At 63.6% G+C, this 23,913-nt stretch carries 19 protein-coding genes and 2 pseudogenes; 9 read left to right on the top strand and 12 right to left on the bottom strand.

The features are described 5' to 3' along the window. Positions 1–100: 100 nt before the first annotated feature. A pseudogene (locus EB233_RS27195) lies at positions 101–384 on the top strand (integrase core domain-containing protein); the annotation flags it as partial. Positions 385–616: 232 nt separating this feature from the next. After that, positions 617–728 (top strand): annotated as a pseudogene (locus EB233_RS27190) (integrase core domain-containing protein); the annotation flags it as partial. Positions 729–779: 51 nt separating this feature from the next. On the opposite strand, the gene EB233_RS27185 reads toward EB233_RS27190, so the two are convergent. Genes EB233_RS27185 through EB233_RS27170 form a run of 4 tightly spaced genes read right to left on the bottom strand, consistent with a single transcriptional unit; the run spans position 780 to position 5,243 of the window. Next, a complete protein-coding gene (locus tag EB233_RS27185) occupies positions 780–2,102 on the bottom strand; it encodes an NAD(P)/FAD-dependent oxidoreductase (RefSeq protein WP_064987755.1) in 1,323 nt (440 codons plus the stop codon). 28 nt (positions 2,103–2,130) lie between these two features. After that, entirely contained in the window at positions 2,131–2,529 is a 399-nt protein-coding gene (locus EB233_RS27180) for a RidA family protein (protein WP_064987756.1), read from the bottom strand. Beyond that, positions 2,526–3,743: a DSD1 family PLP-dependent enzyme gene (locus EB233_RS27175; RefSeq protein WP_081293904.1), complete on the bottom strand. Its 1,218-nt coding sequence runs from the start codon at positions 3,741–3,743 to the stop codon at positions 2,526–2,528. Before EB233_RS27175 ends, EB233_RS27180 begins: the two co-directional genes overlap by 4 nt. A 60-nt stretch (positions 3,744–3,803) precedes the next feature. Further along, the gene (locus tag EB233_RS27170) at positions 3,804–5,243 is read right to left on the bottom strand and encodes an aldehyde dehydrogenase family protein (protein WP_064987757.1); all 1,440 of its coding nucleotides are present in this window, start codon (positions 5,241–5,243) and stop codon (positions 3,804–3,806) included. 143 nt (positions 5,244–5,386) lie between these two features. Here EB233_RS27170 and EB233_RS27165 point away from each other — a divergent pair, with 143 nt between their 5' ends. Next, on the top strand, positions 5,387–6,292 hold the full coding sequence (locus tag EB233_RS27165; RefSeq protein WP_081293905.1) for a LysR family transcriptional regulator: 906 nt from the start codon (positions 5,387–5,389) through the stop codon (positions 6,290–6,292). 45 nt (positions 6,293–6,337) lie between these two features. On the opposite strand, the gene EB233_RS27160 is transcribed toward EB233_RS27165, so the two are convergent. Further along, entirely contained in the window at positions 6,338–7,456 is a 1,119-nt protein-coding gene (locus tag EB233_RS27160) for an NAD(P)/FAD-dependent oxidoreductase (protein WP_064987760.1), read from the bottom strand. Positions 7,457–7,568: 112 nt separating this feature from the next. Between EB233_RS27160 and EB233_RS27155 the strand changes: the two genes are divergently transcribed. From EB233_RS27155 to EB233_RS27135, 5 genes are all read left to right on the top strand, one after another. Next, a complete protein-coding gene (locus EB233_RS27155) occupies positions 7,569–8,474 on the top strand; it encodes a LysR family transcriptional regulator (protein ID WP_064987761.1) in 906 nt (301 codons plus the stop codon). A gap of 90 nt (positions 8,475–8,564) precedes the next feature. Beyond that, positions 8,565–10,643 carry a hydantoinase/oxoprolinase family protein gene (locus EB233_RS27150; RefSeq protein WP_064987762.1) on the top strand — a complete coding sequence of 693 codons (2,079 nt, stop codon included), beginning with the start codon at positions 8,565–8,567 and terminating at the stop codon, positions 10,641–10,643. Positions 10,644–10,647: 4 nt separating this feature from the next. Further along, positions 10,648–12,633: a hydantoinase B/oxoprolinase family protein gene (locus tag EB233_RS27145; protein ID WP_064987763.1), complete on the top strand. Its 1,986-nt coding sequence runs from the start codon at positions 10,648–10,650 to the stop codon at positions 12,631–12,633. Next, entirely contained in the window at positions 12,630–12,932 is a 303-nt protein-coding gene (locus EB233_RS27140) for a (2Fe-2S)-binding protein (protein WP_064987764.1), read from the top strand. Before EB233_RS27145 ends, EB233_RS27140 begins: the two co-directional genes overlap by 4 nt. Next, positions 12,929–14,296: an FAD/NAD(P)-dependent oxidoreductase gene (locus tag EB233_RS27135; protein WP_064987765.1), complete on the top strand. Its 1,368-nt coding sequence runs from the start codon at positions 12,929–12,931 to the stop codon at positions 14,294–14,296. The genes EB233_RS27140 and EB233_RS27135 overlap by 4 nt, the downstream gene beginning before the upstream one ends. Positions 14,297–14,322: 26 nt before the next feature. Here EB233_RS27135 and EB233_RS27130 read toward each other — a convergent pair whose 3' ends face one another. Beyond that, entirely contained in the window at positions 14,323–15,648 is a 1,326-nt protein-coding gene (locus tag EB233_RS27130; protein ID WP_064987766.1) for an NAD(P)/FAD-dependent oxidoreductase, read from the bottom strand. Positions 15,649–15,871: 223 nt separating this feature from the next. On the opposite strand from EB233_RS27130, the gene EB233_RS27125 reads away from it, so the two are divergent. Continuing rightward, entirely contained in the window at positions 15,872–16,348 is a 477-nt protein-coding gene (locus EB233_RS27125; protein ID WP_027056118.1) for an Lrp/AsnC family transcriptional regulator, read from the top strand. 12 nt (positions 16,349–16,360) lie between these two features. On the opposite strand, the gene EB233_RS27120 is transcribed toward EB233_RS27125, so the two are convergent. From EB233_RS27120 to EB233_RS27095, 6 genes are all read right to left on the bottom strand, one after another. Further along, positions 16,361–18,016, bottom strand: a complete 1,656-nt coding sequence (locus EB233_RS27120; protein WP_064987767.1) for an ABC transporter ATP-binding protein — start codon at positions 18,014–18,016, stop codon at positions 16,361–16,363. Beyond that, entirely contained in the window at positions 18,013–18,864 is an 852-nt protein-coding gene (locus EB233_RS27115; protein WP_064987768.1) for an ABC transporter permease, read from the bottom strand. The genes EB233_RS27120 and EB233_RS27115 overlap by 4 nt, the downstream gene beginning before the upstream one ends. Beyond that, positions 18,861–19,811: an ABC transporter permease gene (locus EB233_RS27110; protein ID WP_064987769.1), complete on the bottom strand. Its 951-nt coding sequence runs from the start codon at positions 19,809–19,811 to the stop codon at positions 18,861–18,863. The genes EB233_RS27115 and EB233_RS27110 overlap by 4 nt, the downstream gene beginning before the upstream one ends. Before the next feature lie 85 nt (positions 19,812–19,896). Beyond that, entirely contained in the window at positions 19,897–21,507 is a 1,611-nt protein-coding gene (locus EB233_RS27105) for an ABC transporter substrate-binding protein (RefSeq protein ID WP_064987770.1), read from the bottom strand. 64 nt (positions 21,508–21,571) lie between these two features. Then, on the bottom strand, positions 21,572–22,264 hold the full coding sequence (locus EB233_RS27100; RefSeq protein ID WP_425487718.1) for an HAD-IA family hydrolase: 693 nt from the start codon (positions 22,262–22,264) through the stop codon (positions 21,572–21,574). A 264-nt stretch (positions 22,265–22,528) separates the two neighbouring features. Next, positions 22,529–23,902 carry an aspartate aminotransferase family protein gene (locus tag EB233_RS27095; protein WP_064987772.1) on the bottom strand — a complete coding sequence of 458 codons (1,374 nt, stop codon included), beginning with the start codon at positions 23,900–23,902 and terminating at the stop codon, positions 22,529–22,531. Positions 23,903–23,913 lie beyond the last annotated feature (11 nt).

Below are 23,913 nucleotides of genomic sequence, written 5' to 3'. Positions count from 1 at the left end.
CGGGCGCTACGTCCAATTGCTCTCGATAGTCGATGAGATCTCTAATATTTTGCGGCGATTTTCCCTTGAATTCAAAAGCGTAACTTTTTTGATGGACCACCAGGGCAGCCAATACACCAGCGAGCAGTTCCAGCGCCTGATGGCCGGCCACGGCATCACCCGCTCGATGAGCCGTTCGGGCAACGTCTGGGACAATGCAGCAATGGAGAGCTTCTTCTCGTCGCTGAAAACCGAGCGGACAGCCCGCAAAGTCTACAGAACGAGGGATGACGCCAGGGCGGATGTGCTCGATTACATCGGCGCTTCTACAACCCTCGGCGAAGGCACTCGACACTGGGCTATCTGAGCCCCGTCGAGTTCGAGGAGCAAGCTATGCTAGCTTAACTGCGTGTCCGAAAAACCGGCAGCAGGCCAGCCAACGCGACTTGGGCTGATGGGGCGAGCGTAACGGACAAATTCTGGTTTCAACGCTTGAGCGCCGAAACCGGTGCAGCATTCACGCTATACGGGGCTTGCAGCGTATCAGTACGAGCACATCCTTGACGGAGATGACACGCGGCGAGGCACCAACCTTTGGACAGACGGTCTCATGCCGTTCGAGACGTACCAGCGGCGCTACCTGCCGGGTGTCACGCTCGACTTCTCGCGACCGGGAAAGCCAACGGACAACGCTACATTAAGCCTTCAACGGCCGCTTCAGGGCGGAATGTTTGAGCGCCGATTGGTTCTAGCGCGCTGGCGCTTTGCATGTAGCAAGATCGGCCGCTTGGGGCGAGGCGTTAAATTGGTCCGACCTTTATCTTCGAGCCATTGGTCAGTCGCGCGAGCTGGAAGGGAGTCGGATCGACGCTTGGCGTCTCGTTGGTGATCAATTCCGCGGCAAGATAACCTAGGCCTGGGCCAAGGCCGAAGCCGTGACCGGAGCAGCCCGCTGCCAGATAGAGCCCTCCCAACGCTTCGATCCCGGACACCACCGGCACCGCATCAGGCGTGCAGTCGACGTAGGCACCCCACGCGTGATCGATTTCGAGGCTTGCCAGTTGGGGAAATGTGCCACGCACATTGTCCATGATCGCATTGACCAGCCGTCGGTTTGGAGCCGGATCGAGAACGCGATTGCGCTCGAAAATCGTCGGATCCTTCCCCAAGCGCGCGCCCAGGGACTCGGGACCGGCGAAAAACGACCTGCCGAGTCCCATCTGCACTGCCTTCAGGCGTTTGATGAATTGCGGCAAGAACTCACGCGCGAAGCGGAGGCCCTGCGGCGTCACCTCCAGCGAGGCCCGGCCGCTGATCGCCATGGTATAGCTGCCGTCAAGCCGCCGGGTCATCGCGAAATCGGGACTATAGAGCACCTCGCCGACATTGACCGTCCGCTTCGTGCGTACGACGGTTTGCCGCACGCTCGCCTGCGGGAAGACGATTCCATGACGACCCAGGAAGCCAGAGGCCCAGGCACCGGCGGCGCACAGCACGGCATCGGCACGGATGTAGCCCTTCTCCGTATGTATCCCCGTTACCCGGCCGTTGGCGACATCCAGGCCGCGTGCGGCGCAGTTCTGATGGATTGTCGCGCCCAGCGCGCGGGCGCCTTCCGCTAGCGCCGGCGCGGCGATAGCGGGCTCGGCCTTGCCGTCCGCGACAGAGTGCAATCCACCCAACCATTTGCGTCTTGTTTCGGGAATTCGGTTTCCGGCTTCAGCCGCACTCAGCATATGGGTTTCGACGCCGAACTCTCTCGCCGTTGACCTCCAGGCTTCCCAGCCAGCCAGCATCGCGGCATTATCCGTCGTGTAGATGAGGCCTGTGCGGCGGAAGCCCAGATCCTGCCCTATGTCGGTCGCCAAACTGGCCCACAGCCGCATGGAAATGAGCGACAGAGGCATTTCGCGAGGATCGCGGTTCTGCTGCCGACACCAGCCCCAGGTGCGGCTCGATTGCTCACACGCGACGTGACCTTTCTCGAGCAGCGCTACGGAGAGCCCACGCTTTGCAAGAAAATAGGCGGAGGCGGTGCCGACGATTCCTGCGCCTACGACCACAGCGTCCACTGCCTTCGGCAGGGCTTCATCGCTGGAGACAGACCGGACGACAGGAGACATAGCTGGGAACCTTGTTGGGTTTACGCGTTCAGCCATGGCCAGGGAGGCTCGCGATCGCGTCTATTTCAACCAGATAGCCATAGTGCAATTCAGGCACGGGAACGACCGTACGCGCGGGCCGCGCCTCGCCCAGCATTTCCCCGTAAACGCGATTGAACTCCGGCCAGTTCTGCACGCCGACGATATAGGCCGTCACCCGGCAGAGGTCGTCCGGCTTGCCGCCAGCTGCCTCCAGGATCGCCAGCATGTTGGCGATAGACCGGCGCGCCTGGAGTTCGAAGCTTGTGTCAGCGAGTGGCGCCTTGTCGGCCCTGGTCGGAAGCTGGCCTGAAATGTACAGACTGTTCCCCGATCGGACAGCCTGCGAATAATGGCCCGCCGGCGCTGGTGCGTCCTCAGCCAGGATGGTTTGCGGCTTGCTGTTCAATACCAGCCCCCAAAGCGCTGCCACTCGCCCTCGACCAAGTCGGAGGCGCTACGGACGACATGATAGCTGCGATGCTGGGCACCGGTCGCGCAAGCGTGATTGGGTAGAATCCGCACCCTTTCGCCGATCTTGAGCTCGGGCAAAGTCGCGCCGGAGCCTGGGCGCACCTTGATAATGCCGTGCTCTTGGTTCGCATCGGCCAGGATAATATTGTCAAACAGCCGGCCACGGCTGTCACAGACGACGCCATAGCCCTGATTGACCTCCTGCCTGGAGGTTCCGCGATCCTGCGACATGGCCATCCACCCGGCGTCGACCAGTATCCAGCCCTTTTCGCGCTGATGGCCGATGACGGTCGCCAGCACGGAGATCGCAATATCGTCAATCTGGCAGATGCCAATGCCAGCCATCACAAGGTCGAAGAACACGAACACGCCCGCACGGACTTCGGTCACGCCGCTCAGGTCCCCTGCACGATGCGCGGTCGGTGTCGAACCGACGCTGACGACGGGGCAGGGCAGGCCCGCATCGCGCAGAATGGTGGCTGCGGCGACGGCGGCATGCCGCTCTTCCTCTGCGCAGCGCCGCAGCGCCTCGTCTCCTCGCGCCGCATAACTGCCGCCGGCATGGGTGAGAACGCCGCGCAACTCTCCCCCGTCGATCAAGGCTCTGCCGATTGCAACCAGCCGATCCCGGTCGTTTGGCAGGACGCCGGATCGGTGACCGTCGCAGTCGATTTCGATCAGGGCGGGGATGGCTAAGCCGGTTTCTCGCGATGTCGCGGCGACGGCTTGGGCCTGTTCGACCGTGTCGAGAACCACGGCAAGGTCGACGCCCTGCCTCCGCAGCTCGATCACCTTGGCCAGCTTCCATGGTGCGATGCCCACGGCATAGATGATGTCCCGGACACCGGCATTTGCGAAGAGCCGCGCTTCCCTGAGCGTGGAGACGGTCGCCGGTCCCTCTCTGGTGGCCATGACGCGGCGGGCCACCTCGATTGACTTTGCGGTCTTGAGATGCGGGCGCAGTGACACACCAAGAGGTGCGAGCCGTTCGCGGAGTCGAACGATGTTGCGATCCATACGATCGGCGTCGAGGATTAGGCAGGGCGTTTCCAGATCGCCGAGACGTCTGGCGGCCCTCTCATGCTGCACTTGGTCCAAGGTTTCTACCTCACTCACCGCCAGCTTCCTTGCGTCTATTTTGATGATCATTTGCGTGGGCCCTCGAAAGGCGAGCCGCGCGAGACCGGCAGCTGAAAAAAATCGGGCCGCTCATCCCGGAAAAAATCCCAGGATGGCTTTGGTCTCGAGATACTCCTCGAGCCCAAAGACGCCATATTCCCGACCATTGCCCGACTGCTTGTACCCTCCAAAAGCCGCAAAACCGTCCCATGCGGGATGGTTGATATGCACTTGGCCGGCGCGAATTTTTCCCGCAACGCGACGCGCGCGATCGATATCGCCGGATTGAACATGGGAACCCAGACCATAGACAGTGTCATTGGCGATGCGGATTGCCTCATCCTCATCCTGATAGGGGATGAGGCACAGCACCGGTCCGAAGATCTCTTCCTGGGCGATACACATTTCCGACCGCACTTCGGAGAAGACGGTCGGCTCGACGAAATAGCCCTTCGACAGATCTTCAGGTCGTCCAGGGCCGCCGCAGACGAGCTTGGCGCCTTCGGCAATCCCGATGCGTATCATGTCCTGCACTTTGTCGAACTGGTTACGATTGGCGAGCGGACCAAGGACGGTCGCCTCGTTGAGCGGGTCGCCGATAGTCATGGCAGCCGCAGCCGACGCCGCCAGTTCTTCCACCTCCCGCAGTCTCTTGGCGGGTACGAGCATTCGCGTGGGGGCGCTACACGACTGGCCGACATTGCGAAACGCGGCGGCTACCCCGAGAGGCACGACGCGCCCCCAATCTGCGTCGTCCAGCAGAATGTTGGGTGACTTGCCTCCCAACTCCTGGGTTACGCGCTTGACCGTGGGCGCCGCGGCCTGCGCCACCAGCACGCCGGCGCGTGTCGATCCTGTAATCGAGATCATGTCGATGTCGGAATGTGACGCGAGCGCTGCGCCAACATCTTCCCCCGTGCCGGTCACCATATTAAAAACACCCGGCGGCGTTCCGGCATCATGCATGATCTGCGCGAACAGGTGGGCGCTGAACGGCGAAAGTTCACTGGGCTTGAGGACGATGGTGCAGCCGGCGGCGAGCGCCGGGGCAACCTTGGCTGTGATCTGATAAAGCGGCCAATTCCATGGTGTGATGAGACCGCAGACGCCTATCGCTTCCTTGGCGATCGCGGTCGTGCCCTGCTTCTTGATGAAGCTGTAATCTTCCAGCACCTCGATCGCGGCGCGGATATGCGCCAGCCCGAAAGGAACCTGCGAGGAGCGGACAAAGGCGATGGCCGATCCCATCTCGTGGCATATTGCCTGTGCCAGATACTCAAATCGCTCTTCGAGGAGAGTGAGAATCCGCTTGAGCAAATCGATGCGCTCGGACGGTGATGTCGCTGCGAATGACGCAAACGCGCCGCGGGCAGCGGCAACGGCAATATCGACGTCCAATCCGCTGCCTCGAGCGACAGATCCAATCACCCCTTCCGTCACCGGGCTGATAATTGGGATCGCCGCGGCTGGCTTTGCAGGCAGTCTCCAGCCGCCTTCCAGATAAAGCAGATCGCATCGCGGCATTTCCATCGATTCGCTTTCTCCGTTCGCAGACCAGACAGCGGCGGCGTGTCAGGCTGCCCTTTCGGCGCCGTTGCCTGATTAGGGAGAATATGCCACGACATGAATATCGCAATTAATCCAATCTTCATCATCGATTAAGGTATGGCTTAATGATATCGACGGACGATCTGACCTTCTTCCATGTCGTTGCGACCGCGCCCTCGCTCGCGGAAGCTGCACGCAGGCTCGATGTGACGCCTCCGGCGGTGACACAGCGCCTGCGGGCACTCGAGGGCCGCGTCGGGGTTAAACTCATCGAGCGAACGTCACGCGGCCTCAGCCTTACGGATGAGGGCGAACTGGTGGCTTCGGAGGGAGCTACGATCATCGCAGCCGTTGACGATCTGTCGGAGCGACTGGCCAGCCGAACCAGCCAGGTGCGGGGCCATTTGCGTGTTGCCGCGCCCTATGGCTTTGGAAGGCGATATATCGCACCGATCGTACAGGAATTCGCGAGCAAGCATCCTGCGGTATCGGTCACATTAGAACTCTTCGAGAGCCCGATACGACAGATGTCCGAAAGCTGGGACATCGTGGTGCACATAGGATCACTGCCGGAGAGCGATCGCCCGGTAACCACGCTCGCGCCGAACCAGCGTGTTCTTTGTGCATCCCCCGGCTATCTGCGGCATAGTTTGCCTATCCTCAAGCCAGGTGAGCTTGTCCTGCATCGATGCCTCGCCCTTCGAGAAAACAACGAAGACGTAACGCTTTGGCGCTTTGCCCATTCCAAGCATGGCAACACCACCGTTCGGGTCAAGCCGTCCATGTCGAGCAATGATGGCGAGATCGTCCGCGACTGGGCGCTCGCCGGCCTGGGAGTCATGGTACGAAGCGAGTGGGATGTGGCTGATGATCTGGCAGCAGGAAGATTGCAGGCTATTCTCCCATACTGGTCGTCCCCACAGGCTGACGTGGTTGCACTGCTCCATGCCCGCCATGGACGCAGCAGTCGGACGAATAAGTTTCTGCAAGCGCTTAGGGATAGCCTGAACCCACCTCCATGGCGTCAGTGAAATGCCCCGCCCCCAGAACCGCTGCACACTTCTGGGCGACATGCGTTAGACCGCGCGGCCGAAGCGATCGATCCTGAAGTCATCGAGCGGCGTTTCGCAACAGCCGGTCGCAATGAGCTCGGCCATGGCGTCGCCAACACCTGGACCGAGCTGGAAGCCGTGTCCGCTAAAGCCGAAGGCATGGAACAGGCCAGGCGTCGTCATCGAGCGTCCCATGACGGGCAACATGTCCCGAACATAGCCCTCGCAGCCGGACCAGGTTCGGATGACTGCCACCTGGGCGATTGCCGGCAGCAGCCGCGCGACGGCCCGCAACTGCGTCGTCAGCCGCGTGGGGTCGGCAACCGCGTGACCTGGGTCGAGGTCCACCGCCACCCTTTCAGCGGCTCCGCCGAAGACGATGTTGCCCCTCTCGACCTGACGCAGATAGGCGCCATGGTCCTTGTCGCGCGTCCAGATGCCAACCACCGGCGGTATTCGATAGGGCAGCGGCTCGGTCACCCCCATCTGCGGGCCACGGGCATCGAGTGGAACCTCCTCACCGAACTGCGCGGCGATGCGCGCGCCCCAGGCGCCAGCTGTGTTGAGCAAACACTCGGCGGTGAATGAACCTTTTGAAGTGGTGACAAGGAAATCGGGACCTGTATGCCTGATCGCCGCGACCTCGGCTCCCTCGACGATTTCCACGCCGAGCCTCCGGGCGGCGTCGGCGAAGGCCGGCGCGATCAGCCGCGGATTGCCGCTGCCGTCGTGCGGCGAGAACGACGCGGCGATGGCTCCCGGACCGAGACCCGGAAAACGGGCATGAATGTCGCGCGAAGTGAGTTCCTCGAGGTAAAGGCCCCAGGCTCGCGCCGCCTCCGCATAGGCCCGCATGTCGGCGAGACTGCCGTCGTCGAAGATCAGCCGGATATGACCGGTGGCGCGGAATTCCACGTCCCGGCCGAGCATTTTCTCAGCCTCGTTCCACAGCCTGAGCGAGCGATGCGCCAGCGGAAGCTGGGATAGATGGCGACCCGTGCGCCGGATGTTGCCAAAGGAGGCAACAGTCGCTCCGGTGCCGATCCGATTGCGCTCGATCAGCGTCACCCGCGCGCCGCGCCTGGCGAGGAAATAGGCCGAGGCCGTCCCCATCAGTCCGCCGCCGAGCACGATCACATCCATAGTCAATCCTCGAGCAGGGATGATCCTTGAATACGCCAATCTTGTCCGCGCCGCGGCCTTGCGTCAAAGACAGGTTTGAACCAGAGTCATAAGTTGTACCTATGGAGTAGCAATGCGGGCCCGGCAGCTGGAAGTGTTCATCGCCGTCATGCGCGCCGGCACCGTGACAGCCGCGGCTCGGATGCTGAACATTTCCCAGCCGGCGCTCAGCCAGATCCTGCTTCACACCGAGGACGAACTCGGTTTCGCGCTGTTCGAGCGGGTGAAGGGCAGGCTGCGCCCGACTCCGGACGCGCTCGAGATTTTCCCGGATGCCGAGAGGCTGTCGGCGGGGCTCGAAGGACTACGCCGCAAGACCACCGACCTTCGGCTGGGCAGGACTGGGCTGGTGCGGGTTGCGGCCTCACCGCCGCCAGCCATGGCAATACTGCCGCGCGCCTTCACCAACTTCCGGGCCCAGCATCCCGATATTTTGCTGCGTTCCCATAGTGCGCCGATCGCCGCGATCGTAGACATGCTGCGCGCGGGTGACGCCAGCCTCGGCGTGGCCATGGACGACCGCCTGCCTCCCGACATCGAGGCAGAGGTGATCGGCAGTGTCGGCTTTGCATGCCTGCTGCCCGCCGGGCACGCTTTGCAAAGGAAAATCGAGCTGACGCTCGCCGATCTCGTCCGGGAAGAGCTGATATCCTATCGTGGAAACACGCGCCCTGCCGAGGAACTGGCCCAGGCGGCGCGCGCGCAGGGTCTCACACTTTCGCCATCGCTCGAGATCGACGTCTCGATTTCCGCAATCGGCTTCGTCCAGGCCGGTCTGGGTATTGCTCTGGTCGATGCGCTGTTGCCTTGGCAGCAGTTTTCCGGGCTCGCGGTCAGGCCGCTAGCGGCGGGACCGGAATCTCCGATCGCGCTTCTTACCTCGCGCACGAGAGCGCTTTCACGGGCGGATGAGATGATGCGCGATGAAATCCGTGCGGCCTGTTACGCAATTCTCGGAGAACATCGCGCAAGCGCATAAGCAAGACTTATATCCTTGCTCATCATGCGTCTTGGACCTGTCCCATCGGGTCGTGCCAGCATTCAGGTGGCAGACAGGAAGGGACGCATCATGGATGGTGCCATCGCGGCGAATGTGGCGCAGGACGGAGCCGACTGGAAGGTCGGCGTCGATATCGGAGGCACCTTCATCGATTTCTGTGCGCTCGAGACCAATTCCGGGCGGGTCGCCTCGCTGAAAGTGCTGACGACGCCGGAAGATCCAGGTGCCGAGCTGATGACGGGTCTTGCCCTTCTGGGCGAGCGAGAAGGCTTCGATCCGACCCGTATGACGCGCTTCGTGCATGGCACGACCGTTGGCATCAACACGATCATCCAGCGCAAGGGCGCGCAGCTGGCGCTATTCACCAATGCCGGCTTCGAGGACGTGATCGAACTTGCACGGCTTCGCATGCCGGACATGTATTCGCTGTTCTGCACGCGGCCGGAGCCGCTGATCCCGCGAGACATGGTCTTCGGCATTCCGGTTCGCATGCGCGCCGATGGCAGCGAATCCCAGGCGCCTGACATGGACGCCGTGGAAAGGGCAGTCGCGACGGCGAAAGCGACCGGGGCACAAGGGATCATCGTGTCCTTCATCCATTCCTGGCGCAACGGTGCACAGGAGGCTTCGGTGAAGGCGGCGATCGCGCGTCTTGCGCCCGAACTCTTCGTCTTCTCCTCGGCCGAGGTGTGGCCCGTCATCCGCGAATACGAGCGCAGCTCGACCGCCATTCTCAACGGCTACGTCCATCCGCGCGTCTCGGGCTATCTGACGGCGCTGGAAGAGCGGCTGAAAGGAAGCGGCGTGCCAGCCCGCCCGATGCTGACGAAATCCAACGGCGGGTTGATGAACGCTGCCGAAGGCAAGCACGCCTGCGTAAACATGCTTCTGTCGGGAACGGCCTCCGGCGTCATCGGCGCCTCGTGGCTGGCGCGTCGGGCAGGCGAGGGTAAGATCCTGACCCTCGATATCGGCGGGACCTCGGCCGATTTCGCGCTCATCATCGGCGGTGAGCCGCAGTTCGGCACCGGTGAGCTGATCGGCGAATTTCCGCTCCACATTCCTTCCGTCTCGGTGAGCTCGATCGGCGTCGGCGGCGGCTCTATCGCCAGCGTCGACGCTCAAGGGGTGCTTCGGGTGGGGCCGGAGTCGGCCGGCTCGACGCCTGGGCCTGCATGCTACGGCCGTGGCGGCCAGCGTGCTACGGTGACGGACGCCATGGTGGTGTGTGGATGGCTCGGCCACACCGAGATGGCCTACGGCCAGCTCAAGATCGATGTCGTGTTGGCCCATCGCGCGGTCGGCGACCTCGCCACCCGACTCGGTCGCACGGTTGAGCAGACCGCGCAGGCGATCCTGGACATTGCGGTGTCTGAAATGTTCGTCGAGGTTGAGAAACTCGCCTCGCGCGCAGGCGTGGACTTGCGGGACTTCACGCTGATGCCTTTCGGCGGCGGCGGGCCTATGCTCGGCGCCTTCCTTGCCCGCGAACTCGGGATGAAGCGCCTCATGGCGCCCCGTCGCCCCGGTGTGGTGTCGGCGCTGGGCGGGCTGGTGGCGGATCTTCGCGGAGACTTCATACGCACCATCTTCGCTCCACTGTCGGATGCGTCACTTCCAGGAATTCACAGCGCCTTCGAGGCTCTCGCGCGGGAAGGTCGTGACTGGCTGGCGGCACAGGGGCACGACGCGGCGGCGGAACTCAGTCTCTCCTGCGACATGCGATACGTCGGGCAAAGCTATGAGATCGAGGTCGTCGTTTCGCCGGAATGGCTCGTGGAAGGCGACGCGGCCGCCATCGCGCAGGCCTTCCACCTCACGCATGAGCGCCTCTACGACTTCCACGACCCGGAGGGCGAGATCGAACTCGTCAACGCCAGGCTGTCCGCCGTAGGCGCCGGTCCGGCATTGTCCTTCCCCGAGATCGACGAGAAGGACGCCCGGGCCATTCCAGCGCGGCGGCTCCCGGTCTACACCGGCGAGAGGGTCGAGACCGTCGACCTCCACGACCGGCAGGCGCTCGTGCCGGGCAGCGTGTTCCACGGGCCTGCCGTGGTGGTGCAGGAAGACACCACCTTCGCGATCCCGATCGGAACGCAGGCACGCGTCGATCGCCATCTCAACCTTCTTCTGACCTTCGGGGAGTGACGCCATGTTCGACCGAACAAACCTTCAGGTTCTGGCGAACCACGCCCGCGCAGCCGCCGAAAATATGGCCCACACGCTGCACCGCACCGCGCACTCCGCCTTTGTCAAGGAAACGCAGGACTTCACGGTGATGCTGCTGGACCGCTCCGGCGCGACCTTCGCCGTCCCAATGGAACTCGGCACCACCTGGCATCCCGGTGTTTCGTATCACCGCGCGATCGCGATGGTGGACGACTACCGGCCTGGAGACGTTGCCTTCACCAACGATCCCTATTCCGGCTACGTTGCCACCCACGCGCCCGACACGCATTTGTGGAAGCCGGTCTTCGTCGATGGCGAGATCATCGCCTGGACCGGAGGGCACATCCACAACACCGACATGGGCGGGGCGGTGCCCGCTTCTCTCAGCCGGGCGCTGACCGAAATCCATCAGGAAGGCATCCGCTTTCCTCCCATGAAGCTCGTGAACGAAGGCGTGTTCGACGAGATGATCCTGCGGATCATGAGCACCAATGTGCGCAAGCCCGACCTCAACATCGGCGATATCAAGGCGTTGGTCGGCGCGCTCAACACCGGCGAGCGCAAGATCCAGGCAATGGTGCGGAAGTTCGGCAAGACCGGCTTCGTGGATGGCGTTGCGGCTCTTCTAGACCATGCGGAGGCGCAGGCACGCGACGTGCTGCGCTCCATGCCAGACGGCACATGGGAGTTCGCCGACTATGCCGACGAGGATTCGGTCGAAGCCAATCCCTGCCGGCTGAAGTTGACGCTGACGATCAGGGGCGACGAGGCGGTGCTCGACTTCACCGGTTCAGATCCGCAGCTAGGCTCCTCACTCAACGTGCCCACCGGCAGTGACCCACGCCACACCATCCTGCTCGTCGGCGTCTACTATGTGCTCTATACGCTCAACCCGAAGATCCTGCTCAACACGGGCCTCACCCGGCCCTTCACCTGCATTACCCCTCATGGTTCTGTGCTGAATCCGGTCTATCCCGCTGCCGTGGGCATGCGTTCGCTCACCTGCGCCCGCCTGCGGTCGGTCATCTTCGGCGCCTTTTCGCAAGCGGTGCCGGCACGCCTGCCGGCGGCACCGGCTGGCAACAACTGCATCGTCAACGTCATGACGACGGACGAGCGCACCAGCCAGACCGTCATCGCGGCGGTCAACCCGGTGGTAGGGGGCGGCGGCGCGATGCCGCATCGCGACGGGACCAACGGATCGGGCGCCGATGCCGCCTATCTCAAGAACACGCCGATCGAGATCACCGAAACCGAGACCCCGGTCGAATTCCTGAAATACGGGCTCGCCCGGGATAGTGGCGGAGCCGGCCGCTGGCGCGGTGGGCTGGCGACCGAGATGGCCTTCCGTGTCTTCGCCCCCGATTCCAGGATCACGGCGCGCAACCGCGACCGCAGCTTCTTTCGTCCCTGGGGCGTGCTGGGCGGCAAGGCGGCCGGCCTGTCGGACATGATCGTCAATCCTGGGACCGAACATGAGAGGCGGCTGGGCAACATCGACACCGCGGTACTGCAGCCCGGCGACGTGCTCGACATCCGCTCCGCGGGAGGCGGCGGGCGTGGCGATCCGCATCAACGCGAGCCTTGGCGGGTCGCGCAGGACGTTCGGCGCGGCTATGTCTCCGTGGCATCGGCCGAGCGCGACTATGGCGTCGTCATCCACGACGGCGAGGTCGACGAGCAGGCGACGGAAGAGGTGCGCGCACGGCAGCGGCCGGCTACCGGCCATTTCCATTTCGGTCCGGAGCGCGAAGGCTACGAAGCGCAATGGACGCCAGCAGCCTATGACCGGCTCTCCGCTATACTGAGGGATTTGCCGATCCACTGGCGGTTCTTCGCCAAGACGGAGATATTCCGTCGCATGAAAGGGCGCTCGGGGCCGGAAGGCGTCCAGGCGGCGTTTGATGCGGTCTGCAAACGGTTCCCTGAACTGCCGCGTTCTCAACCCGCGCAAGAGGCCGCGGAATGATCACCGCCGGCCGGATCGTCCGGTTGGCCGAACGTGACCGGGCGCAGCTGCATTTCTTTCTCGATGGGGAGAAGCGCCCTGCGCTTGCGGGCGACACCCTGCTGACCGCCATGCTGGGTTCCGGACACGCGCTGCGAAGCTCCGAGTTCGGACCCGAGCCGCGCGCGGGCTTCTGTTTGATGGGAGCCTGCCAGGATTGCTGGGTGTGGCAGGACGAGGGACCGCGCCTGCGGGCGTGCTCGGCGTTTGTCATCGAAGGTATGAAACTGCGCACGACGCCACCGGAGAACTGGCCGTGAGCGAGACCTCACCGCCGCCGGTCGTGGTCGTGGGCGCCGGCCCGGCTGGCATAAGGGCCGCCGCGACGCTTGTGGAGGCTGGGCTCCACCCGGTGGTGATCGACGAAGGCAATCGCGCCGGCGGGCAGATCTATCGCCGCCCGCCGGCCGGCTTCGTCCGAACGCCAGAGCAGCTCTACGGATCGGAAGCGGCGAAGGCGCGCGCGCTGCATGCGCTGTTCGACCAGCTGGCGGCAGAGGGGCGGCTCACCCATCGCGCGGCGAGTTCGGTCATCGCCGTGCATGAGGGTCGGCTGCACGTGCTGGGGGAGGGTGGCGTGCAGATGATCAGCTACGACCGTCTGATCCTCGCCACGGGCGCATCCGACCGCGTCACTCCCGTCCCGGGCTGGCAGAGTGCCGGCGTTTACAGCCTTGGCGCGGCCCAGATCGCGCTCAAGGCGCAGGGCGTGGCGCTCGGGCGGCGGATCGTCCTGATCGGATCGGGACCTCTGCTGACGCTGGTCGGCGCCCAGCTTGTCAAGGCTGGAGCGGATGTGGCGGCGGTGCTCGACACATCGCCCTGGCGCCAGCAGATGCGGGGGCTCGGGGGAATTGCCGCTCGGCCATTGGTCGCGCTGCGCGGCCTGGCCCTGCGGGCGAGGCTCGGCCGCCGCTACCATGCGGGCGTGACGCTCGAACGAATCGAGGCCGACGGGAAGGGTGTCACAGCAATGCGCTGGCGCGACGCCGGCGGAAGGCAGCGGCTGTCCCCATGCGACATGGTCGGCATGGGCTGGCACCTGCGGGCAGAGGCCCACTTGGCCGACCTCGTGGGATGCGCCTTCACCTATGACGAACAGTGGCGGCAATGGCTGCCAAAGACCGACGAAATGGGTCGGGCCGGCAATGGCGTCTACCTTGCCGGCGATGGGGTTCGCCTTCTGGGAGCGGACGGCGCGGAGATCGCTGGGCGTCTCGCGGCGGCGGCATGCCTTGCCGATCTCGGACATCCGGCGCCCTCCACCGCGGCTGATCTGCGCAAGCTCGCCCGGCTCGCGCGCTTTGCCCGCGGCCTGGCTTGCGCCTTTCCCTGGCCGGCGTCGATGGCGCGGGCACTCCCCGACGATGCGATCGTCTGCCGCTGCGAGAATGTGAGTGCCGGAGATGTACGCCGAAGCGTGGGTCTCGGTGGCGGCGAGGCCAACAGGGTTAAGTCGCTCTCGCGCGCCGGCATGGGCCGTTGCCAGGGGCGTTACTGCCTTTTGGCTGCCGTTGAGCTTGTTGCGGCGCAAGCAGGCTGCACGCCCGACACCGTCGGCCGGTTTCGCGCACAGGCCCCTGCCAGGCCCGCTCCTATCAGCGCTTTTCTGCGGGATGGCTGAGGCCGTGCATGAATGACGATCACATCCTAGAAATCGGCGACCTTTCCCCAGGCCGAAGCATCGAAGCGCCGGGGATCATAGGATGTCGGATCGACGATCGGTTCCGACCCGGTCACCAGGTCCGCGACGAGGTGCCCGGCGCCAGGCCCGATGCCGAAGCCGTGCCCCGAAAATCCCGCAGCCAGGAAGAAACCAGGAAGGGTGGTTATCTCGCCGATGGCGGGCACGCCGTCCGGCGTGCTGTCGATGTAGCCGGCCCAGGCCGCGCTGACCGTCGTCTTTCGGAGGTCGGGCAGCAGTTCGAGGGCGCGGGCGTGGGTCAGGCGAATGGTCGCCCGGTCCGGGATTGGGTCGAGGATGCGCATCCGCTCCATCGGCGTCGGCTGGTCGAGCCGCCAGTGTCGAAGCGTTTCGTGGCCCGAGCGCATGCCTTGCAGGCCGCCGGGCGCCAAGCTTTGCCACCGCTTCAGGAACATGGGCACGAATTGCGAGGAGAAGCGCAGCTGCTGCGGCGTGACGTCGACGCGGCCGCGCCCGCTTATGGCAAGCGTGTAACCGCCGTCGCCGCGACGCGTGGCCGAGATCCTTGCCGTGTGCAGCGCATCCGGCAGGCCCTCTGCGCCGGGCGAGACAGACAGGATGGAGGAGCGCACCGATGCTTGCGGGAAGCGGAAGCCGAACTGATGGCAAAAGGAGGACGCCCAGGCGCCGCCCGCCAGGACCGCTACCTTCGTCCGGATCGTGCCGCTTTCCGTCACCACGCCGCTCAGGCGCCCGCCCTCGGTCTCGATACCGCGCGCGGCGCAATTCTGGTGTACGGAGCCGCCGAGCTTGAGGATGGCACGGGCGACAGAAGGAGCGGCCCGCGACGGGTCGGCTGTGCCGTCGGTCGGCGAGGAGACGCCGCCCTTCCAGGTTTGGCCCGTGGCGCGGCCCCGCTCGCTAGCCTCGGCGCTGTCAAGCATGTGTGTGGTGACGCCGGCCGGCGTGGCAAAGTCACGCCAGCGCGCCCAGCCGTCCAGTTCCGCCTCGTCGTTGCTGAGATAGAGCAGGCCGCAGCGGCGAAAGCCGGTGTCTTCACCGGTTTCCGTTGCGAAGCTGTCCCACAGATCGAGGCTGCGGGTCGCCATCGGCAGTTCGCGGGCGTCGCGGTTCTGCTGGCGGCACCATCCCCAGTTCCTGGAGGACTGCTCGGCGCCGATGCGCCCCTTCTCGACAAGCGCGACCTTCATACCGCGCCTGGCAAGATAGTAGGCTGTGAAGACGCCGACGACGCCGCCGCCGATCACCACCGCATCCGCGGATTGCGGCAGCTCACTGGACGTCTCGATTTGCTGCAACGGCGCGCGCATGGTCCCTCTATCCTGAAGCGCCAATCTAGCGTGTTGCGCAGGCAGCCGCTGCTGGAGTTGAAGCCGAAGCAGAATTTTATTCCGGCGGCCCGGCTTAAATCGGGAGACACTGCGTTTCAAAGCGATGTCCGCCCGGATGGACAGGCCAGCGGGCTGTGATAGTGTCTACGGCTATTGGTACGGCAGCATTTTGTGCTGCGGCATGCGTTCTGCGGAGACGGTCATGAAACTGGATCGGATCGACATCAAGATTCTTCACGAATTGCAGAAGAATGGCCGCATTACCAACGTGGAGCTGGCCGATCTTGTGCATCTGTCGCCAAGCCCGTGCTTGATGCGGGTCAAGAGACTCCAGTCCGAGGGCTATATTGAAGGGTATTCCGCGCAGATCAATCTCGGCAAGCTCGGCCAGGCGCTGACCGTCTTCACCGAAATCACCTTGAAGAACCATCGTCAGGTGGATTTCGCCCGCTTCCTCGCCGTTGTGGAGAAGATAGAGCAGGTCATCGAATGCCACCTCGTGTCGGGCGGCTACGACTACCTGATGAAATTCGTGACCGCCGGCATCGGCGAATACCAGACCATCATGGAACGGCTGACCGACATGGATATCGGCATCGACAAGTATTTCTCGTTCGTCGTGCTGAAGTCCCCCATCGTCAAGGCGCATATGCCGCTGCCGAGTCTTTTTCCGAGGTAAGGTCCTGCCCCGTCAGCGGTGGCCGTACTGGCTGACGAGTTCCGGGTCGCGGACGAGGCCATCGAGCCACGTCGGATCGAGCTTTGGCACAGAGGAGAAGAGAAGCTTCGAATAAGGATGGGTGGGCGCCTCGAGCTTGTCAGGCGTGATCTGCTCCACCCGCTCCCCGTTGTACATGACCATGATCTCGTCGCAGATCGCTTCGACGACGGAGAGGTCGTGGCTGATGAAAATGTAGGAAAGGCCCAACTCGCGCTGCAACTCCTTGAGCAGTTCGATTACGGCGGCAGCGACCACCGTGTCGAGCGCCGAGGTGATTTCGTCGCAGATGATGAGCTTGGGGCCGGCCGCAAGGGCGCGGGCGAAGTTCACCCGCTGCTTCTGGCCGCCTGAGAGTTCCGACGGGCGACGGTAACGAAGCGTCCTCGGCAGGCGAACCATGTCGAGCAGTTCGTCGACGCGTTTCGAGCGCGCCTGCCTGTCGAGTTGGTGATAGAAGGCCAGCGGCCGGGAGATGATGTCCTCCACCGGCTTGGCCGGATTGAGCGCGGTATCGGCATACTGGAACACGATCTGCATCTCGCGCAGTTGGTCCTGGCTGCGTTTCCCTGCGGCGCGCTCCAGTTGCTTGCCGTCGAAGATGATGTTGCCGGCCGCAGCCGGATGGATGCCGGCGATCACGCGCGCCAGCGTCGATTTTCCGCAGCCGGATTCGCCGATGATGCCGAGGTTGCGTCCTGTCTCGACGACCAGGCTGACGGAATCGACGGCCCGGATGAGTGGCAGCCCGTTCTCTCGCACCGCGCCATAGCCGGCGGTCACATTGTCGATGCGCAGCAACGGCTTGGCGCCCGCATCCCCGTCCGCATGCGTTTGCCGTGGTTTCGGCTCGAAGGCAGCCAGCAGTTCGCGCGTATAGGGGTGCTGGGCAGCGGAAAGAATCTGAGCAGTGGTGCCGGTCTCCTGCACCTCGCCGCCCTTCAGCACAACGATGTGGTCGGCGATCTGAGCGACTACGGCCAGGTCGTGGGAGACGTAGATACCTGCTATTCCGCCCGCCCGCATGACCGATTTGAAGGCTTTCAGCACGTCGATCTGGGTTGTCACGTCGAGGGCCGTCGTCGGCTCGTCGAAGATGACCAGCTTGGGATCGCCGATAAGCGCCATGGCCGCCGCCAGGCGCTGCAATTGCCCACCCGAAACCTGGTGCGGATAACGCGCGCCGATCCCTTCCGGATTCGGCAGCGAAAGGGCCTTGAACAACTCGACCGCACGCTGACGCGCTCGCTCGGGCGGCATCAGGTTGTGGATCCGCGTGACCTCGATCACCTGCTCCATGATCGTCGACGAGGGATTGAAGGATGCGGCCGCACTCTGCGGAACATAGGCGATGTCTGTGCCGCGTGACCTGGCGCGCTGCTTTTCGGAAAGTGCCGCCATGTTCTTGCCGTTCACATTGATCTCGCCGCCGGTGATCCGGCAGCCGGGCCGCGCATAGCCCATGAGCGAGAGCGCCACCGTCGTCTTGCCGGAGCCGCTCTCGCCGATGAGGGCGACGATCTCGCCGTCGGGGATGTCGAGGCTGACGCCCTTGATGATCTCGACAATCCTGCCGGCGTCGGTGGTCGCCTCGATCCTCAGATCCCTGACCTCGACGAGATTGGTCATGCGTCCCGGTCCCTGATCTTCTGCGGCAGATTGTCGATCAGCAGGTTTACGCTGATGGTGAGGCTGGCGATCGCCAGCGAGGGAATGATGACGGCGGGAGCCGCGAAGGGCAGGCCGCCGATATTCTCGCGCACCAGCGCGCCCCAGTCGGCGAGCGGCGGCTGCAGGCCGAGGCCCAGGAAGGAGAGGCCCGAGAGCAGCAGAACGATGAAGACGAAGCGCAGGCCGAAATCGGCCAGCACCGGCCGGATGATGTTGGGCAGGATCTCGGAGCCGATGAGATAGGCGGTGTTTTCGCCGCGCACGCGGGCGACGGTCATGAAGTCCATCGTGTTGATGTTGACGGCGAGTGCCCGCGCGAAGCGGTAGGCGCCTGGGGTATAGATGACCGCGAGCGTCAGGATCAGTGCAGGGATCGACGAGCCGACCGCGGCAACGACGACAAGACCAAAAAGCTTGCTGGGAATGGAGTTCATCGCGTCCAAGAAGCGGCTGAGGCACGCGTCGAGCCAGCCACCGGTGACGGCCGCTGTCATCCCCAGCACCACGCCTGAAAAGCAGGCAATGAAGACGGCGGCAAGTGAAATTCCGACGGTATAGCGCGCGCCCATCAGAACCCGCGAGAGCATATCGCGACCCAGATAGTCGGAGCCGAGCCACAGCCCTTGCCGCATCGGCCCGAAATAGTCGTCGTCGACAATGTCTCCGATCGAATGGGGAATGATATAGGGAGCGAGGATCGCGACGAGCATCCAGGCCAGGATGACCAACGCGGCGACGACGCCCACGAGGCTGTAGCTATGGCCCAGGAACGACCGTCGGGAGGTTGTCACGCGTGCCACCGTCATCTGAGCCTCGGGTTGGACATGATGGCGACGATATCGGCGGCGGTGATGAGGAAGAGGTAGCCGAGGCAGAAGATCATCGCGCAGCTCTGGATCAGGGGCAGGTCGCGGGTGGCGACGGCATCGACCATCAGCTTGGCGATGCCGGGATAGTTGAAGATTGTCTCCACGATGATGACGCCGCCGACCAGATAGGATAGCGAGAGCGCGACCGCGTTGACGATGGGGCCGAGCGCATTGGGGAGCGCGTGCCTCAGCACCATGCGGCTGCGCGAGGCGCCTTTCAGAAGCGCCATCTCGACATAGGGCGTGGAGAGCGTCTCGATCACCGCGGCGCGGGTCATTCGGATCATTTGCGCGGAGATGACGAAGGTGAGCGTGATCACCGGCATGGCATAGATGCGCACAAGGTCGGTCAGCGAATGCGCCTCGTTGACCGAGGACAACGCCGGCAGCCATTTCAGATAGACGGCGAAGAGCAGGACCGCGAGGGTCGCGACCATGAATTCCGGCACGGAAATGACGCCGATCGAAAAGACGGTGACGGTGCGGTCGTAGACCGAGCCCCTGAGCATCGCTGCGGTGATACCGAGCGTCAGCGCCAGCGGCACCGAGAGCGCCGTCGTGATGGCGGCGAGCTTCATGGTGTTGACCAGGCGCCCGCCGATCAGCGCCGCGACCGGCATCTGGTTGGCATAGGAGGTGCCGAGGTCGCCGTGGAGCAGGCCGACGAGCCAGAGCACGAAACGCAGGATCGCCGGATCGTTGAGATGCATGGCCTCGCGCAGGCCGGCGACAGCCTCGGGTGTCGCCGCTTGGCCGAGAAGGATCGACGCGGTGTCGCCAGGCAGCATGCTGGTGGCGAAAAATACGGCGAACAGGACGATCAGAAGGGTGACCACCGCGACCGCCAGCCGCTTCATCACGAGCTTCAGAACCCCAGACTTCATGGAAGTACTCCCGGGTTGCAGTCGGCCAACAATCTTGCGCAATGCAGTGTCGGGGACCGGCTGCGCGGTCCCCGACAAGCGCTTCTCAGGCTTCGAGCCAGAGATATTCCGCCATTGCGTAGCCCATCATGCCACCGAGCGGGTTAGCTTCCAAACCCTTCACCTTGCTGGAGAGGGCATCGACGTTGGAAATGTAGGCCGGGATGATGGTGCCGGCCTCCTCGGACACCATAGTCTGCATCTGGTTGTAGATTTCCTTGCGCTTGGCTTGGTCGAGCGAACCGCGCGCCTCGACGAGCAACTTGTCGAACTTCTCGGACTTGTACTGGCTTTCGTTCCACGGCGCGTTGGAAGCATAGAGGAGCGAGAACAGGATGTCCGGCGTCGGGCGTGGATTGATGTTGCCGAAATGGATAGGCGCCTTGAGCCAGTAATTGTCCCAGTAGCCGTCGGCCGGGACGCGCTGGACGTCGAGCTTCATACCGATGTCGGCGCCGGCGGCCTGGATGATCACTGCCATGTCGATCGACGAGGTCGCGGCGTCGGAGGCGACCACTGGGATGGACTGGCCAAGCAGGCCCGCCTTCTGGAAGTGGAACTTCGCCTTGTCTGGATCGAACGCCTTCGGCTTGAGGTCTGCATTGTGGTAGATGTTCGCCGGCGAGACGGGCTGGTCGTTGCCGACTTCGCCGAGCCCGCGCAGAGCCGATTTGACGATCTGTTCGCGGTTGACGAGATACTTCATACCGGCGACGAAGTCGGCCTTGCTGCCAGGATCCATGTCGAGCCGGATGTTGAGGTCGGTGTAGTTGCCTGAAGTCGATTGCAACAATTCGAAGCCTTGCTGGCCGCTGATGAGCTTCATGGCGCGCGGATTGATGGAAGCCGCAAAATTTATGTCGCCGGAAAGCAGGGCGTTGACGCGGGCGCTGTCGTCGCTGATGGCGATGAACTCGAAGGAGTCGAGGTAGGGCTTGCCGGACTTCCAGTAGTTCTTGTTCTTGGTGACCATCGAACGCACGCCCGGTTCGAACGTTTCCAGCACGAAGGCACCGGTGCCGTTGCCCTTGGAGAAGTCCGTGGTGCCATCCTGGACGATCATGAAATGGTGCAGCGCCAGGATGGTCGGAAGATCCGCATTCGGGTCGGCGAGGGTGATTTCGACGGTCGACTTGTCGACCGCCTTGAAGCCGGTCATCTGCGCGGCGATCTTGGCGACCTTGGAGCCGACCGCTTTGTCGAGATGGCGCTTTAGCGAGTAGACGACGTCGTCGGCGGTGAGGTCCTTGCCGTCATGGAAGGTGACGCCCTTGCGCAGCTTCACTGTCCAGGTCTTGGCGTCCTTGCTGTCGAAGCTTTCGGCCAGCTCCATCTGCGTCTTGCCATCCTTGTCGAGGAAGGTCAGGCGATTATAGAGCGAGCAGCAGCGGACGTAGTCGGTGGACAGCGACGCCTTTGCGGGATCAAGCGTGTCGGCAGTCGAGGACGACCAGCCGGCCGCCTTCAAATTTCCGCCGGAAACGGGCGTGGCGGCAACGGCTTGAGTGGCACGGCCGAGCACCACGCTGCCCGCGGCAACCGCGGCGCCGCCGGCCAATAGCATCTTGAGAAGTTCGCGACGGTTGGCGCCGCGTCTAATGGCATTTTCGACCATGGCATCGTCCGCGCTGGTCCAGTTCGTGATCTTGTCGGTCATGTTATTCCCCTTTCTGTTTGTTTGGTCGGGATGCTCGTCTTGTTGCGGCTTTCCGGGCTTTGGTTCAGGCTCGTTCCTTCAGGCTTTCCCGAACGGCCGCTGCAAGGGAGGCCATCGAGGTGAAGTGGTGGTCTGGTACGGTGAAGCGCTCGGGCTCGATTGTGCCGCCATAGCCCTTCTGGGCGTGTCGGCGTTCGATCCAGCAATTGGTCACGCCCAGCGCACGGGATATACCGACGTCGTGATACTGGCTTTGCGCGACGTGGAGGATGTCGTCCTTGCTATCCCCCCTTGAGGCGACGAAATCGAAGACCTTCTGGAAAAAGGCCGGATCCGGTTTCTCCGTGCCGGTATCGTCGGCCGTGAAGGTGGCGAAGAAGGGCGATCCAAGCTGCCTCTCGAAGTGATCGAGCGCCCAGCGCCGGGCATTGGTCATGGCAATCAGCTTGTGCGATTTCGCAAGCTCAGCCAATGCCGTCGCGCTGTCGGGGAAGCCTTGCCAGGCGCTGGCGGAGTCCCGCAGCCGGATGCCATATTTCTCTTCGGCCGGCAGGTCGAGTTGCGGCGCGATGACCATGTAGACGCGCACGAGATCGTCAGGAAACAGTCCCGCATCGGGCATGTAGCGGGCTTGCCGATACAGGGCCAGCGCGGCTTCGCCATCGATGGAAACGCCAGCGTCGGCGGCAATCCCGGCTAGGCAGGTCGTAATGCCGCCTTCGAAGTCGATCAGCGTGCCGACGACGTCGAAGGTCATGTACTTGAATTCTCTAAAGCCCCTGGCCAAATCTAGCACTCCTCTGCGCGCAGCCGAATTGCATGTGCTGAACAGAACAAAATTCCGTGCTGTCCGGGGCGTCGGCCCTTTTAGAAGGCTCGGAAATCCGGGCTTTCTGGCCTTGTCTTATGAGCAGTCTGGCACTTCCCCCGCGCTGGATTCGCCGAAATGGCGCTGGGACGCGGCACAAAATTGCGAAATCATCTGTCCCGGCGATATTTCGAGACATGGAAAATCCGCCCGTCATGCCATGTCCCGGCGGACGTCTGGATCGGCCAGCGTCTGGTCGAGCGTTTGGCGCGTGCGTTCGATGATCGTATCGATATCGCTGTCCGTGCAGCAGAGCGGCGGTGCGTAGCCGATAACTCCATTCGCAAAGGCACGGATGATCAAGCCGTTGTCCCAGGCCCTGTCGAAGACCCGTCGGGCCGGCATCGAAGACGCCGGAAGCGGTGTCTTTTTCTGCTTGTCGGTCACCAGTTCGACCGCCGCAAGCATGCCGCGACCGCGCACGTCGCCGACGAGAGGGTGGTCCTTCAGGCTCTCCAATCCCGCCAACAGGCGGGCGCCGGCCTTGATGCCATTTTCCAGAAGGCCGTCCTCGTAAAGCTTCAACACCTCTAGCGCGACGGCGGCGCTGACGGGATGGGCCGAATAGGTGTAGCCGTGGCCGACCGCCGAAGCGCCCGCGCCATCGGCGATGACGTCGTACACATGATCGGCCATGAATACGGCGCCCATCGGAACGTAGCCCGAGGTCAGGCCCTTCGCCGTCGTCATGAAATCGGGAACGATGTCCTCGTCCGTGCAGGCGAACAGAGGCCCGGTGCGGCCGAAGCCGGTGATCACCTCGTCGGCGATGAACAGGACGCCATATTCCCGGCAGAGCTCGCGCACGGCCTTGATCCAGCCTTTCGGCGGTACGATGACCCCGCCCGAGCCCTGTATCGGCTCGGCGTAGAAGGCGGCGACCCGCTCCGGCCCGATCGCCTCGATCTTCGCTTTCAGCGCGGCGAGCGATGCGGCGGTGATCGCGTTGCCGTCTTCACCCACCGGGTTGCGATAGGGATAGGGCGAGGGGATTTTGTGCTGCCACTCGAAGGGGATGCCGAAACCCGCGTGAAAGGCGGGCAGGGCGGTCAGGCCCGCGCCGACCACCGACGACCCGTGATAGCCCTGCTCGATCGAAATGAACTGGTCGCGCTGCGGCTCGCCCTTGGCGTTCCAGTAGTAGCGGACGAAACGGATCGTGCTGTCGACAGCGTCCGATCCTCCAAGCGTGAAGTAGACATGGTTTAGATCGCCGGGCGCCCGCTCGGCCAACTCCGAGGCAAGCCGGATGGCCGGCTCCGAACCGAGGTCGAAATAGGCGGTGGCGTAGGGAAGCTCGCGCATCTGCCGGGCCGCCGCCTCGACGATGCTGTCGTGGCCGTAACCGGCGTTGACGCACCACAATCCTGCGAAACCGTCGACGAGCTGCCTGCCGGACGCATCGGTCACGGTCGCACCCTTGGCCGATTTCAGCACGCGCACGCCGAGCGCCTCATGGCCGCGATATGACGAGACCGGATGGATGAGATGGGCGCGATCGAGTTCGATCAGGGAATTGGCGAGCATTGTTGTCCTCC

It is taken from the genome of Mesorhizobium erdmanii, assembly GCF_013170725.1.
In the GTDB taxonomy this organism is placed as follows: domain Bacteria; phylum Pseudomonadota; class Alphaproteobacteria; order Rhizobiales; family Rhizobiaceae; genus Mesorhizobium; species Mesorhizobium erdmanii.
The sequence above is the reverse complement of the archived record's forward strand: the minus strand, read 5'-3'. Positions and strand labels throughout refer to the sequence as shown.